Raw genomic sequence first — 12,756 nt, forward strand, 5'->3', positions numbered from 1 at the left:
TCGGACATGCAGTACACGCAGCGGAAGTCGCAGCGGTCCGTCACCGAGACGCGCACATAGGTGATGGCCCGGCCGAACGGGTCCACTAGGGATCCGCCAGCACCGGAAGTCGCAGGCTGAACCTGTATGGCCCTCATGGTGGAAACGCTCTCGTTCACGGGAATCCTTGCTTCGGATCTCATCATCAAGCAGGTAGCGTCAATTGCAACCTGGAAAAGGGTGAGATCATGGCATCGGAGCGCTGGCCGACCGAGATTCGGCTGTCGAAGGACAAGCGCAGCCTGCATATCGCCTTCGGGGACGGCGCGGCGTTCGACCTGCCGGCCGAGTACCTGCGGGTGACGAGCCCCTCGGCCGAGGTCCAGGGGCACAGCCCCGCCGAGCGGAAGACGGTTCCGGGCAAGCGGGAAGTGGCGATCCTCAGCGTCGAGCCGGTGGGAAATTATGCCGTGAAGCTGGTCTTCGACGACATGCACGACACCGGGATCTACGGCTGGGACTATCTCTACAGGCTCGGAGCGGAGCAGGGGGAGAAATGGCAGGCCTATCTCGACGAGTTGGCCGCCAAGGGACTGTCGCGGGACCGGGTGAGGTGAAAATCCAACCGCACTGTCATTCCGGGGCGGCCATGGGCCGAGCCCGGAATCCATGAACACGACGCCGCTCTCACGAGCGCGGCGGATCGCACGCATCCTGTTCTGAAACCTCAGCGATTGTGGATTCCGGGCTCCGCTGCGCGGCCCAGGAATGACGGTGAAAAAAGGTTCAGGAACGAAAATGGCCGGGACGAGCCCGGCCATGATCTGCGATTCAGGAGCCTTTACCGAAGAACCACGACCCGCGAGCCGACCTTGGCGCGGTTGTAGAGGTCCGTCACATCCTCGTTGGTCATGCGGATGCAGCCCGACGAGACGGCTTCGCCGATGGTCTCCGGTTCGTTCGAGCCGTGGATCCGGTAGATGGTGCTGCCGATATAGAGGGCGCGGGCGCCGAGCGGGTTGTCGGGACCGCCCTTCATGTAGCGGGGCAGGTCGGGACGGCGCTTGAGCATGGCCGCCGGGGGGCGCCAATCCGGCCATTCGCGCTTCATGGTAACGGAATGGGTGCCCGCCCAGGTGAAGCCCGGACGGCCGACGCCGACTCCGTACTGCACGGCCTGGCCGTTGCCGAGCACGTACCACAGGCGGCGCTCGCTGGTGGAGACGACGATCGTGCCGGGAGCGTAGCGGCCGGTGAAGGTAACGATCTGCCGCGGGACCGCCGAAGCCTGCGCCCGGTACGTCTCCTCGGCGCTGTAGAGCGGCTGGCGGGTGAGAGGATCGATAGCCGTAAATGCCGCAGCCGGCGTCGCGAGCGCGACGAAAGCGCAAGCAAGCCCGGTGAGAGCAGCGCTGGTGCGTCCCATAATTGCCTCTGTTTGAACATCTTTGGTGGCGGGTTCGTGATTGCTCAACGCAACAGCCCCGCTTGGGATCCATGCAGTATCAGGGTTTTGCTATAAAATCCTAGTGCCGATCCGCCACATTCTCGCCACGTCGTAAGCGAGCCGTTAAGGCCAAGGCGCCACAATCTGCGCAGCAAAATACTTGAGCCATGAGCCGCTTCTTTGGCTTGACGCAGGGGGTTCGCGGCCTTTAGAAGGCCCTTGTCAGGGCGCGTAGCTCAGCGGGAGAGCATTCGCTTCACACGCGAAGGGTCACAGGTTCAATCCCTGTCGCGCCCACCATTCCTTCCTGGCAGTCAAGCTTCACATTTTCGTGCGCGTCCGGAGAGCATTCGCGACTGCCGCGCCGCGTCAGGCCGCGAGCGGCCTCATGAGGCGCTGGATGGCAGGAAACAGCTCGTCGAAATGCTTGATGACGATATCCGGCCCGAGCTCCTGCACCGGGACGTCCGTGTAGCCGAAGGGCACGGCGACAACCGGGATGCCGGCATTCCTCGCCGTCACGATGTCGGTGCGCGAGTCGCCGATCATGATCGCGCGGCTTGGATGGCCGCCAGCCCGCTCGATGGTCAGGGTCAGGTGACGGGGATCCGGCTTGAAGTAGCGGAAGGTGTCGCGGCCGCAATTGGCCGCGAAGCGATGGCCGATCCCGAGCTCCTGCAGCAGCTTGATCGAGTGCTCCTCGACCTTGTTGGTGCAGACCGCCAGGATGAATCCTGCCTCCTCCAGGCGGTCGAGAGCCTCGGCCACGCCGGGATAGAGCCGGGTCCGGACGCAGATGTTCTCCCCGTAATGGACCATGAACTGCCGGAACAGCTCGTCGAGGTAATCAGGCGTCAGCTCCTTGCCGGCCGCCTCGAAGCCGCGTTGGATCAGGGCGCGGGCGCCCGCGCCGATCATGTCGCGCGCCTTTCTCACCGGCAGCGGCGCCAGTCCCTCGCGGCCGAGGATCACGTTCAGGGTCCCGACGAGGTCGCCGGCTGTGTCCGCCAGGGTTCCATCGAGGTCGAAGACGGCGATGGGCGAGACGTTGTGCGGGGTATCAATGGCCATGAAGGTCGGCTACCTGCTGCGGGCAAGGGAATCAAGCATGGGGATGATAAGGTCTCATGGTTGATTCGTTCTTACCGAATGGAGTGTTGAATGCGGCCCTTTGGTTCCGCGGCGTTTTTTTTCGCAGCCCTGGCGTTGGGAGGTCTCGGAGGCCCCGCCTTGGCTGCATCCTACGATTTCGTTCCCGCTCCCCAAACCGACCTGAACCGTATTTATAGGATCGATCGGATCACCGGCGAGGTGAGCTCCTGCCAATATGGATTGCAGGAAGGCACAATCGGGGTGACCCTGTGCTTCAGCGCCGGCGAAGGCGCCGGCGCCCAGGCTCCGGGCGAGTACGGGCTCGTCGCCTCCCGCCACGAGCGGGAAGGGGGCGTGTTCCGGGTCAATTACCGGACCGGCCAGATGAGCATCTGCTACGTGTTCGACGAGCGGGTGGTGTGCACCCCGCAGACGACGCCGTCGCCGGCAACCTCCTCGGCTGCCGCCCCGGTGGCGACGCCCAGCGTGAGCCCAGGCTCCGGGGCCTCGCCGCAGCGTCCCTGAGCCCCCTTGCCGGAGGATCAGGGACAGCCCCCATCCATGAAACGTTCTTTCTTCCGGGCGCTCCGGCATGCTAGAGCATCGGACCCAAAAGTGGATTTGCACTTTTGGGATCCATCCGATGCTCAATTCATAGCTTGCGCATCGTGTGGACCGGAAAACCGGATCCACTTTTCCGCACGATGCGCTAAAGCCGGGTCATACGGCCCTCCGGCCGGGTGCCTCCATGATTTTCGAGGATATCCGTGAGCGACACTCTCAAACGCGCAGCAGCCGAACGGGCAGCCCAGATCGTCACCGACGGGATGAGGCTGGGGCTTGGCACCGGCTCGACGGCGGCGCATTTCGTCGCGGCCATCGGAGAGCGCGTCCGGGGCGGGCTGAAGGTCGTGGGCGTGCCCACCTCCGAGGCGACCCGCGATCAGGCTCAGCGCGAGGGCATTCCCCTGACGACCCTCGACGAAACGCCGGATCTCGACCTGACGGTCGACGGGGCCGACGAACTCGACAACGACCTGCGCCTCGTCAAGGGCGGGGGTGGTGCGCTGCTGCGGGAGAAGATCGTTGCCTCCGCGAGCCAGCGCATGATCGTCATCGCCGACGGGTCGAAGCTCGTGATGAAGCTTGGAGGCTTCCCGCTCCCGATCGAGGTGGTGCCCTTCGGCCTCACGGCCACCGAGCGCGCCATCGCCCGGCTGCTGGACTCCCTCTCCATGACCGGCGAGCTGCGTCTCAGGCGCGCTGCCGACGGTGCGCCCTACGTGACGGATGGCGGCCATTTCATTCTCGATGCGCATCTCGGGCGCATCGACAAGCCGAACGTGCTTGCCTCGACGCTGAACAACATCCCCGGCGTCGTCGAGCACGGTCTTTTCCTGGGCCTGGCCACCGGTGCGATCCTCGCCACCGCTGACGGGCTCGTCGAACTCGGTCAGCTCTGACCAAAGCCATGACGATTGGAGCCCTATTCATGATCCGTAACGCATCACGCCTGGCCGCGACCTCGGTCGCGCTGTTCATGCTCGCCAGCCCGGTCTTCGCCCAGGCGCAGCAGAGCCCCAGCCATCTCGCCGTCGCGCGCGAGGTCGCCATCACCTCCGGCATGACCCGCTCCTTCGATGCCATGGTGGAGCCCTTCCTCGAACAGCTGCAGCAGATGAACGTGATCCGCCCGGAGATCAAGAAGGACCTCGATCAGGTGGTCGCGCAGATCCGGCCCGAGCTCGATCAGCAGAAGCAGAAGATGGTCGACAACGCGGCCAAGGCTTTCGCCAGCCGCATGACCGAAGCCGAGCTGAAGGCAATCTCTGACTTCTACAAGTCGGCGGCCGGCAAGAAATACGTGGAGGTCCAACCAGGCATCCTCGACGACGTCGTCCGTGATCTCGCCACCTGGACGCAGGAGACCGCTCAGTTCGTGATGAACCGCGCCCGCGACGAAATGGGCAAGCGCGGGCACCAGCTGCAGTAATCAGCCCACCGGCTCCGCGACCTTTCCGGCTCCCTGCCGGAGCACGGCATCCGCGGAGCCGCATCCGCATCCAGGCTCGCCCTCGGCCTTTGCCTCAGCATCGGCGGCGCAGCAGGCATCGATCTCGGCCGGGGCGGGTCCGCCGCAGCAGCCGGGCGACACCGCCGCGGCTTCAGCGCCCCGGTTCGTCGAGCACACTCCTGTTTCCGGCAGGACGAGATGAGTGTCGTCGGCAGCTTTGAGGTCGCCTGCAAGGGCTGCCACGACGGAGCGCACCTGTTCGTAGCCGGTCAGCATCAGGAAGGTCGGAGCGCGTCCGTAGCTTTTGATGCCAACCGTGTAGTAGCCGGGTTCCGGATGGGCGAGCTCCCGGTGCCCGTGGGGCGGGACGGATCCGCAGGAGTGCAGGTTCGGATCGATGAGCGGGCCCAAAGCCTTTGCGCTCTCCAGCCAAGGATCCAGGTCGAGGCGCAGCTCCCGCGTCAGGTTCAAATCCGGTCTCTGACCTGTTGCAACCACGATCCTGTCGACGGGCCCGATCTCACGTTTGGCCTCTGACGTCTCGTCCGCGACAGTGACTTGCCCGCCTGCGGCCTGAACGCGGGTCGCGGAAAAGCCGGGCACCAGCGAGATCCGACCGGTCTCCACGAGAGCCTTGAGTCTGAAGCCGAGCTCGCCCCGGGCAGGAAGCTGGTCGGAGCGCCCTCCGCCATAGACCCGCATCAGGTTGGCGCCGCGGGTCGCCCACACGATGGACGTCCGCGGCTCGTGCTCCGCCAGGCGAGCCAGATCGAGGAGCACATTGGCTGCCGAATGTCCGGCGCCGACCACCAGCGTCTTCCTGCCTTGATAGGCCATGCGATCCTGTCCGAGCACATCCGGGATCCCATAGGCGATGAGATCCTGATGATCGGTCTCGCCCTCTGCCGGGACCCCGCCTGCCCCAAGCGGGTTCGGACCGGTCCAGGTGCCGGAGGCGTCGATCACCGCCCGCGCCAGGTCGCGCCTCATGCGGCCGCTGCCATCCTGAACGGCGAGAACGAAGGGCTTTGCCCCTCTGTCCCTGCTCAGCACCTTGTCGGCACCCTGCCGGGTGATGGCCGTCACTTTGGCTTTCGTCTCGATCACCGCGGCCATGTGCGGGATGGCAGCCAGAGGCCTGAGGTAGGCTTCGTACAGATCCCGCCCCGTCGGCATGGCTTTTCCGGGAGGCTCCTCCCAGCCATGGGTTTCCAGCAGAGCACGGGCGACCGGGTCGATGTTAAATTCCCAGGGCGAGAACAGACGTACATGGGCCCAGTCCCTGACATTCGCGCCCGCGGTCGGGCCCGCCTCGTACACCTTCACGGGCAGTCCGCGTCGGATCAGATGAGCGGCAGCGGCAAGCCCGATGGGGCCGGCTCCGATGATGGCTACAGGATAGTTGGACAGTGATGTCATAGGGTTGGCCTCCGGACGGCATTCAGCAGCAAGGGACAGGCTCAGGAGCGATCGCACCTTGCAGACCCTTGATCAGGCTGCGCCCCTGACAGCAGAGCTCCCTCAGAATGCGCGAAGGATCACGATGAAGCGGCTGCGCCAGAGCTGTCCGGATATCGGTCCGTTGGAGGCCGATGTCCTCCAGAAGGTGATCGTCCAGCTCGGAGAGCGCGACGACCTGCCGACGGATGCGCGCAGCATGGATCAGACGGTGGAATGTCAGGATGAAGGGCGTCATGTCTCTTTTCCTTTCATGCTTCCGGTATTATGGAAATTACGGGCAAAAGTTTAAGCGGCGGCGTCTCTGATCGGCTTCACACAGGCGGCATCGGCACAGCACTCATCGACCAGGTAGCCGATGAGGCTGTTCATGACAGGGTAGTTGGCCCGGCAGATCAGGGTGGTCGCCTGCCGCTCCTGTGTCACCAGCTCCGTCAAAAGGAGGCGTTGAAGGTGATGCGAGAGAGTCGAGGCAGGGATACCGAGACGCTCCTGGACCTGTCCGACAGGCAAACCTGCCTCGCCCGCGCGGACGAGCATTCGATAGACCTGAAGGCGGGTCGGGTTCCCAAGGGCTTCGAGTTGCTTGGCGGCTTGTTCGATATTCATGGAAATAAGATGGATCAATCCTTAGAGGGCGTCAAGCGATAATTCCAGAATAGTCGAAATAACCTTCTGGCTGCTCCTGCGCGGACGTCCGTAAAGCGTAGCCACGATCGAGGATGTGGGGCGCCGGGCACCCTCTCGAGCGGAAGAGAGCAGGGCTGTTCTCAGCCCTGCTCTTGAGGGATCAGTCCTCGACAGCCTTGAACCGCCCCAAGCCCTTGAGGAAGAAGGGCAGGACGAGGGCGATCAGGGCGATGGCGAGGAGCGTTGCCGAAATCGGGCTCTGGAGCAGGGTCATCGGATCGCCCAGGCTGATCGAGAGCGCGCGCCGCAACTGGCTTTCCGCCAGAGGGCCGAGAATGAGGCCCACGATGACCGGTGCGATCGGGAAGTCGAAGCGGCGCATCAGGAAGCCGAGCACGCCGAAGATCGTCAGCATGATGAGCTCCACCGGCGAGGGATTGGCCGCGATGGTGCCCATGGTGGCGAAGACCAGGATGCCGGCATAAAGCCACGGCTGCGGGATCGTCAGCAGGCGAACCCAGAGGCCCACCAGGGGCAGGTTGAGCACCAGCAGCATCACGTTGGCGATGAACAGGCTCGCGATCAGGCCCCAGACAAGGTCCGGGTTCTGGGCAAACAGCAGAGGGCCGGGGTTGATGTTGTACTGCTGGAAGCCGGCCAGCATCATGGCGGCCGTGGCCGAAGTGGGAAGGCCCAGGGTCAGCAGCGGCACGAGGGTGCCTGCGGCAGAGGCATTGTTGGCAGCCTCCGGGCCTGCCACGCCCTCGATGGCTCCCTTGCCGAAATCCTCGGGGTGCTTGGTCAGGCGCCGTTCCGTTGCGTAGGACAGGAAGGTGGGAATCTCCGCGCCTCCTGCGGGCAGGGCACCGATGGGAAAGCCGAACATGGTGCCCCGCAGCCAGGGCTTCCAGGAGCGCTTCCAGTCCTCCCTGGTCATCCAGAGGGAGCCGCGAACGGCCTCGAGCTTTTCCTCATGCACATGGCGCCGGGAGGCGACATAGAGCGCCTCACCCACGGCAAAGAGGCCGACCGCCAGGGTCGTGACCTCGATGTTGTCGTAGAGCTCCGCGACGCCGAAGCTCAGGCGCGACTGGCCGGAGAGCAGATCGATGCCCACCAGTCCGAGCATCAGGCCGATGAACAGGCTGGTGAGGCCGCGCACGGGGGAATCGCCGAAGGTGGCCGAGACGGTGACGAAGGCCACGACCATCAGGGCGAAGTAATCCTCGGGCCCGAAGCTCACGGCGATGTCGACAAGGTAGGGCGCAAGCAGCGTGAGCCCCAACGTCGCGATCGTTCCCGCCACGAAGGAGCCGATGGCCGCGGTGGCGAGCGCGGGGCCGCCGCGTCCGGCTTTGGCCATCAGGTTGCCTTCCAGGGCCGTCGCCATGGAGGCGCTTTCGCCCGGCGTGTTGATCAGGATCGCGGTCGTCGAGCCGCCATACATGCCGCCGTAATAGATGCCGGCGAACATGATGATGGAGCCTGCCGGATCGAGCTTGAAGGTGATCGGCAGGAGCAGCGCCACGGTGAGGGCCGGGCCGATGCCGGGGAGCACGCCGACGGCGGTGCCGAGAAGAACGCCGATGAGGGCGAACAGCAGGTTCATCGGCTGGATCGCGACGGAAAGGCCGCCGGCGAGGGAGGTGAAGGCTTCCATGGCGGCCTCAGAACAGGCGTTCGAGCGGCCCTGCCGGCAGGGACAGGGTCAGGAGCTTGGCGAAGAGCACGTAGACGATGATGGCGATCACCGCGCCGATGATGAAATCGGTCACGAAGGCCCTGCGCCCGAAGGCGGTGGAGGTTGCCGCAAAGAGCAGGGCGGTGCCGAGCATGAAGCCGCCGCCGAACCGGATCAGGACGATCAGGCAGGCAAGCGCCCCGAGGATCAGAATGATCGGCTTCCAGTCGAGGCTCTCGCGGACCGGAAGGTCGCCGCGGAAAGCCCCGATGGCATTGCCGATGGCGAGCAGCGTGAGGCTGCCCGAGACGATGATGGGCATGACCTTCGGGCCGAGATCGTAGGGGGACAGAATCTGCAGCTTGGTCATGTCCCACCAGACGAGGCCAGCCAAGACGAGCAGAAGAAGGGCGATGACGAGGCCTGCCACGTCGATGCGCCGCTGGGGGGATGAGGCCATGGGAATTCCTGCAAAAAAGAAGCGCCGCGCTTCGTGAACGCGGCGCTCCTAAACCATTCTAGGCTTGAGCTTACGACTTCACCAGTCCCACGGCGGTGAGCACTTCCTTGGTGCGGGCCTGCTCGTCGGCCAGGATCTTGATGAAGGCATCGCCGGACACGTAGGCGTCCTCCCAGCCCTTGGCCTTCAGGATGTCCTGCCACTCCTTGGACTTTGCCATCTTGTCCATGGCGTCCGTCAGGGCCTTCTTCTGGTCGGCGGAGATGCCGGGAGGTGCCACGACCGCGCGCCAGTTGGCGATCTCGAGGTCGATGCCCTGCTCCTTGATGGAGGGCACGTCCACATTGGCCGTCTTGGTGGCCGAGGTCAGGCCGATGAGGCGCAGCTTGCCGGCCTTCACCTGGCTCTCGAACTCGCCATAGCCCGAAATACCCGCCGTCACCTTGCCGCCGAGGATGGCCGCCAGGGCCTCGCCGCCGCCGGAGAAGGGGATGTAGTTGATCTTCGTCGGGTCGGCACCGGCTGCCTTGGCGAAGAGCGCCGCGGCGATGTGGTCGACGCCGCCCGCCGAACCGCCGGCCCAGGTCACCTTGGCCGGATCGGCCTTGATGGCTGCTGCGAGGTCCTTGGCGTTCTTGATCGGCGAATCGGCCGGCACCACGATCGCCTCATACTCCGTCGTCAGGCGGGCGATGGGGGTGGTCTGGTCGAGGGTGACGGGCGACTTGTTGGTCAAAAGCGCACCCACCATCACATAGCCCATGACCATGAGCTGGTTGCCGTCGCCCTTGGAGTTGTTCACGAGCTGGGCGATGCCGATGGAGCCGCCGGCGCCGGGAACGTTGGTGACCTGCGCGCTCTTGGCTGTGCCGGATTGGGTCAGGGCCTGCTGCATGGAGCGGGCCGTCTGGTCCCAGCCGCCCCCCGGCGCTGCGGGAGCCATGATCTTGAGCTCCATCTGGGCTGCCGCCGATGTCACGAATCCGGCCACGGCTGCAGCCGCGAGTGCGCTGCGCCAAAGGCCTTTGCGAAACTGGGTCATCTGGTTTCCTCCGTCGACGCTGACGTTTGGTGAGAGCGTCCTGGGCCAGAACCTAGAGACGGAACAAGGGGGCGGCAAGCGCTTGCTTCTTTATCGCTGTTGAACCCTGGCGTAAGAGCTACGCTACTGGGCGGGCAGCCATGTGCCCGAAGCAGGGCTGTCGGGCGGTGTCGTCCGAAGACGTTCCCTATATGAATCGTTGAACACGGAATTTGAGCGGAGACCGCACCATGACCTCATTCGATGTTGATCTCTTCGTCATCGGAGGCGGGTCGGGCGGCGTGCGCGCGGCCCGGATTGCCGCCGGTTACGGCGCGAAGGTCATGCTGGCGGAGGAGTACAGGGTCGGCGGAACCTGCGTCATCCGCGGCTGCGTGCCCAAGAAGCTGATGGTCTATGCGAGCCGCTTCGCCGACGAGTTCCATGAGGCGCAAGGATTCGGCTGGAGCGTCGGCGAGACCCGCTTCGACTGGGCCACCCTGATCCGCAACAAGGATGGGGAGATCGACCGGCTGGAGGGCATCTACCGGACCAATCTGGAGAAGGCCGGCGTCGAGGTCGTCGACAGCCGTGCCGTCATCGAGGATGCGCATACGGTTCATGTGCTCAAGACCGGCGCCCGGATTCGCGCCCGCTACATCCTGGTTGCGGTGGGCGCCCATCCGACCCTGGAGCCGGCCATTCCAGGGGGCGAACTCGGCATCACGTCAAACGAGGTCTTCCATCTCGAGACGCAGCCGAAGCGCATCCTGGTGGTCGGCGGCGGCTATATCGCCGTTGAATTCGCAGGCGTCTTCGCAGGCCTCGGCAGCGAGGTCACGCTCCTGCACCGGGGCGACAAGCTCCTGCGCGGCTTCGACGACGACGTCCGCGACGCCTTAGGCGAAGCCTATGCCCAGCGCGGCATCAACCTGGCCCTGGGCCGAACCCTCACGAGCTTGGAGAAGACGGGAGACGGGATCGCCGCGGCCCTGTCCGATGGCGCGACTCTCATGGTCGATCAGGTTCTCGTCGCCACCGGGCGGCGTCCCAACACCAAGGGGCTCGGCCTCGAGACTGCGGGGATCACCGTCGACGAGGTCGGGGCCATTCCGGTGGACGCCTATTCCCAGACCCTCATCCCGTCGGTCTATGCGGTCGGCGATGTCACCAACCGGGCGAACCTCACCCCCATCGCCATCCGCGAGGGCCACGCCTTCGCCGATACGGTGTTCGGGGGCAAGCCGACCATCGTCAACCACGACCTGATCCCGACCGCCGTCTTCTCCACGCCCGAGATCGGCGTGATCGGCTGCGGCGAAGGCTCCGCCCGAGCGATCTACGGTGACATCGACGTCTACAAGACCGCCTTCCGGCCCATGAAGGCAACCCTCTCGGGCGGGAAGGACCGGGTCTTCATGAAACTCATCGTCGACAAGGCCACCGACAAGGTCGTGGGCGTCCACATCATGGGGCACGACGCGGGCGAGATGATCCAGCTCGCCGGCATCGCCGTCACCATGGGGGCCACCAAGGCCGATTTCGACCGCACCGTCGCGGTTCACCCGACGGCAGCCGAGGAGCTGGTGACCATGCGAACCCCGGTGGTGGTGAAGCATCCGGTAGCCGTGGGATAAGACGAGGATCCGATGCATTGCACATGGCGTATCCGCTCGTCTCCTGGGGATCAGCCATGTGGCAAGCTTGTGGAATGAGGGCTAACCGCACGGTGCCGTTTCAACACTTCTGCATCATTTTCGCTGAATGTGTTGAAAATTGATAGGCTTGGCCGTAATATCCGTTTCAACACTAATCTTCAGTAAGTGATGAAACTGTTGAAACGATGATTTTTAAGGAGCTTAACAGCGACCAACGGCGTGAGAAGGTCAATTCGGATCAACGCTACTCCGTCTGGCGTGAAGCCAAGGCACGGGCTGAAGGGTACCGCGGCTCGCTCGTCTGGCAGGAGGTCAAAGGCGAGCAGTACCTGGTCCGAAGCTATTATGATGCCTCGGGAAATCGGCGCCAGAAGTCGGAGGGCAGACGCAGCCCCGAGACGGAGAAAAGAAAGTCCCATTGGGAGAGGGGCCGTGAGGAGGCTACCGGGCGTTTCAAATCCATGCGTGACGTCATGCTTCGGCAGGCCGCCATCAACCGGGCCGTGAAACTTGGACGTGTGCCGCTCGTCGGGGCGAAGATCATCCGTGCACTCGATGACGCCGGGCTGCTGGGGAGCGGCATCCGCATCGTCGGCACGAACGCAATCTATGCCTATGAGGCCGCCGCCGGCGTCATGGTCGACTCCGGTATCACGGCGACCCTCGATATCGATCTGCTGCTCGATGCCAGAAAGGCCCTCAGGATCATCACGAGGAACGATGTCGCAGAGCCGGCACTGATCGGATTGCTGCGAAAGGTGGACAAGACCTTCGAAAGATCCAGCGAGACGTTCCGCGCGGTCAACAGCGAAGGATATCTCGTTGATCTCATCAAGCCCCAGCGGAGTCCGCCTTGGCTGGAGGAGCGGGTGCAGATCGGAGTTGCGGAGGATGACCTCGCGGCTGTTCCGATTAATGGGCTGGCATGGCTCGAGAGCGCACCTCCATTCGAGGCGGTCGCCATCGATGAAAGGGGAGGGCCTGTTCGGATTGTCGCCTGCGATCCGAGAGCTTTTGCAGCCCACAAGCTTTGGATGTCCCAACAACCTGATCGGGAGCCGACGAGACGGCGCCGCGACGCCTCTCAGGCGGAGGCCGTCGCACAGATCGTTTCGCAACATCTGATGCATCTGCCCTTCGAAAGCGACGAGATGCGCATGCTCCCGCGGGACGTGTACGAACAGGCAAAGCCGCTGTTCGAGCAAGGAGAGTTGCGGGATATAGACACTTTCTGAGGGCGGGCTTCGCACCAGCGGCGATGCTCGACTGTAAGGAGTCTGTCCGAGGGCGGGCCGGGTCGCGGCCTTTCGACACTC

At 64.3% G+C, this 12,756-nt stretch carries 14 protein-coding genes, 1 tRNA gene and 1 pseudogene; 7 read left to right on the forward strand and 9 right to left on the reverse strand.

Going from position 1 to position 12,756, the window contains the following annotated elements:
- A pseudogene (locus AC0QTX_RS21470) lies at nt 1-137 on the reverse strand (GTP 3',8-cyclase MoaA); the annotation flags it as partial.
- A gap of 90 nt (nt 138-227) precedes the next feature.
- On the opposite strand from AC0QTX_RS21470, the gene AC0QTX_RS21475 reads away from it, so the two are divergent.
- Complete coding sequence (locus AC0QTX_RS21475; protein ID WP_474605858.1) at nt 228-596, forward strand: gamma-butyrobetaine hydroxylase family protein; 369 nt, start codon at nt 228-230, stop codon at nt 594-596.
- 224 nt (nt 597-820) lie between these two features.
- Here the strand turns inward: AC0QTX_RS21475 and AC0QTX_RS21480 are convergent, their stop codons facing one another.
- Complete coding sequence (locus AC0QTX_RS21480) at nt 821-1,405, reverse strand: L,D-transpeptidase (protein WP_474605859.1); 585 nt, start codon at nt 1,403-1,405, stop codon at nt 821-823.
- Between the two features lie 246 nt (nt 1,406-1,651).
- Between AC0QTX_RS21480 and AC0QTX_RS21485 the strand changes: the two genes are divergently transcribed.
- Nucleotides 1,652-1,726: transfer RNA gene (locus AC0QTX_RS21485), tRNA-Val, on the forward strand.
- 69 nt (nt 1,727-1,795) lie between these two features.
- Here the strand turns inward: AC0QTX_RS21485 and AC0QTX_RS21490 are convergent.
- A complete protein-coding gene (locus AC0QTX_RS21490; protein WP_474605860.1) occupies nt 1,796-2,497 on the reverse strand; it encodes an HAD family hydrolase in 702 nt (233 codons plus the stop codon).
- A 90-nt stretch (nt 2,498-2,587) separates the two neighbouring features.
- Between AC0QTX_RS21490 and AC0QTX_RS21495 the strand changes: the two genes are divergently transcribed.
- The 3 genes from AC0QTX_RS21495 (at nt 2,588) to AC0QTX_RS21505 (ending at nt 4,511) form a co-directional block, all read left to right on the forward strand.
- The gene (locus tag AC0QTX_RS21495; RefSeq protein WP_474605861.1) at nt 2,588-3,043 is read left to right on the forward strand and encodes a hypothetical protein; all 456 of its coding nucleotides are present in this window, start codon (nt 2,588-2,590) and stop codon (nt 3,041-3,043) included.
- Between the two features lie 242 nt (nt 3,044-3,285).
- A complete protein-coding gene (rpiA, locus tag AC0QTX_RS21500) occupies nt 3,286-3,981 on the forward strand; it encodes a ribose-5-phosphate isomerase RpiA (protein WP_474605862.1) in 696 nt (231 codons plus the stop codon).
- 29 nt (nt 3,982-4,010) lie between these two features.
- On the forward strand, nt 4,011-4,511 hold the full coding sequence (locus tag AC0QTX_RS21505; RefSeq protein ID WP_474605863.1) for a DUF2059 domain-containing protein: 501 nt from the start codon (nt 4,011-4,013) through the stop codon (nt 4,509-4,511).
- Here the strand turns inward: AC0QTX_RS21505 and AC0QTX_RS21510 are convergent, their stop codons facing one another.
- The 6 genes from AC0QTX_RS21510 to AC0QTX_RS21535 form a co-directional block, all read right to left on the reverse strand.
- Nucleotides 4,512-5,951 carry an FAD-dependent oxidoreductase gene (locus AC0QTX_RS21510; protein WP_474605864.1) on the reverse strand — a complete coding sequence of 480 codons (1,440 nt, stop codon included), beginning with the start codon at nt 5,949-5,951 and terminating at the stop codon, nt 4,512-4,514.
- Between the two features lie 22 nt (nt 5,952-5,973).
- Nucleotides 5,974-6,228, reverse strand: coding sequence for a DUF1127 domain-containing protein (locus AC0QTX_RS21515; protein ID WP_474605865.1), 255 nt, complete (start codon nt 6,226-6,228; stop codon nt 5,974-5,976).
- Nucleotides 6,229-6,278: 50 nt separating this feature from the next.
- Nucleotides 6,279-6,599 (reverse strand): ArsR/SmtB family transcription factor, encoded by a 321-nt coding sequence (locus tag AC0QTX_RS21520; RefSeq protein ID WP_474605866.1) that lies wholly within the window; start codon nt 6,597-6,599, stop codon nt 6,279-6,281.
- Nucleotides 6,600-6,780: 181 nt separating this feature from the next.
- Nucleotides 6,781-8,280: a tripartite tricarboxylate transporter permease gene (locus AC0QTX_RS21525; protein WP_474605867.1), complete on the reverse strand. Its 1,500-nt coding sequence runs from the start codon at nt 8,278-8,280 to the stop codon at nt 6,781-6,783.
- A 7-nt stretch (nt 8,281-8,287) separates the two neighbouring features.
- On the reverse strand, nt 8,288-8,761 hold the full coding sequence (locus AC0QTX_RS21530) for a tripartite tricarboxylate transporter TctB family protein (protein WP_474605868.1): 474 nt from the start codon (nt 8,759-8,761) through the stop codon (nt 8,288-8,290).
- Between the two features lie 70 nt (nt 8,762-8,831).
- On the reverse strand, nt 8,832-9,803 hold the full coding sequence (locus AC0QTX_RS21535; protein WP_474605869.1) for a Bug family tripartite tricarboxylate transporter substrate binding protein: 972 nt from the start codon (nt 9,801-9,803) through the stop codon (nt 8,832-8,834).
- A 230-nt stretch (nt 9,804-10,033) separates the two neighbouring features.
- Between AC0QTX_RS21535 and gor the strand changes: the two genes are divergently transcribed.
- A complete protein-coding gene (gor, locus tag AC0QTX_RS21540; RefSeq protein ID WP_474605870.1) occupies nt 10,034-11,419 on the forward strand; it encodes a glutathione-disulfide reductase in 1,386 nt (461 codons plus the stop codon).
- A gap of 206 nt (nt 11,420-11,625) precedes the next feature.
- Entirely contained in the window at nt 11,626-12,675 is a 1,050-nt protein-coding gene (locus tag AC0QTX_RS21545; protein WP_474605871.1) for a GSU2403 family nucleotidyltransferase fold protein, read from the forward strand.
- Nucleotides 12,676-12,756: the final 81 nt, after the last annotated feature.

The organism is Microvirga sp. jy35 (genome assembly GCF_056148915.1).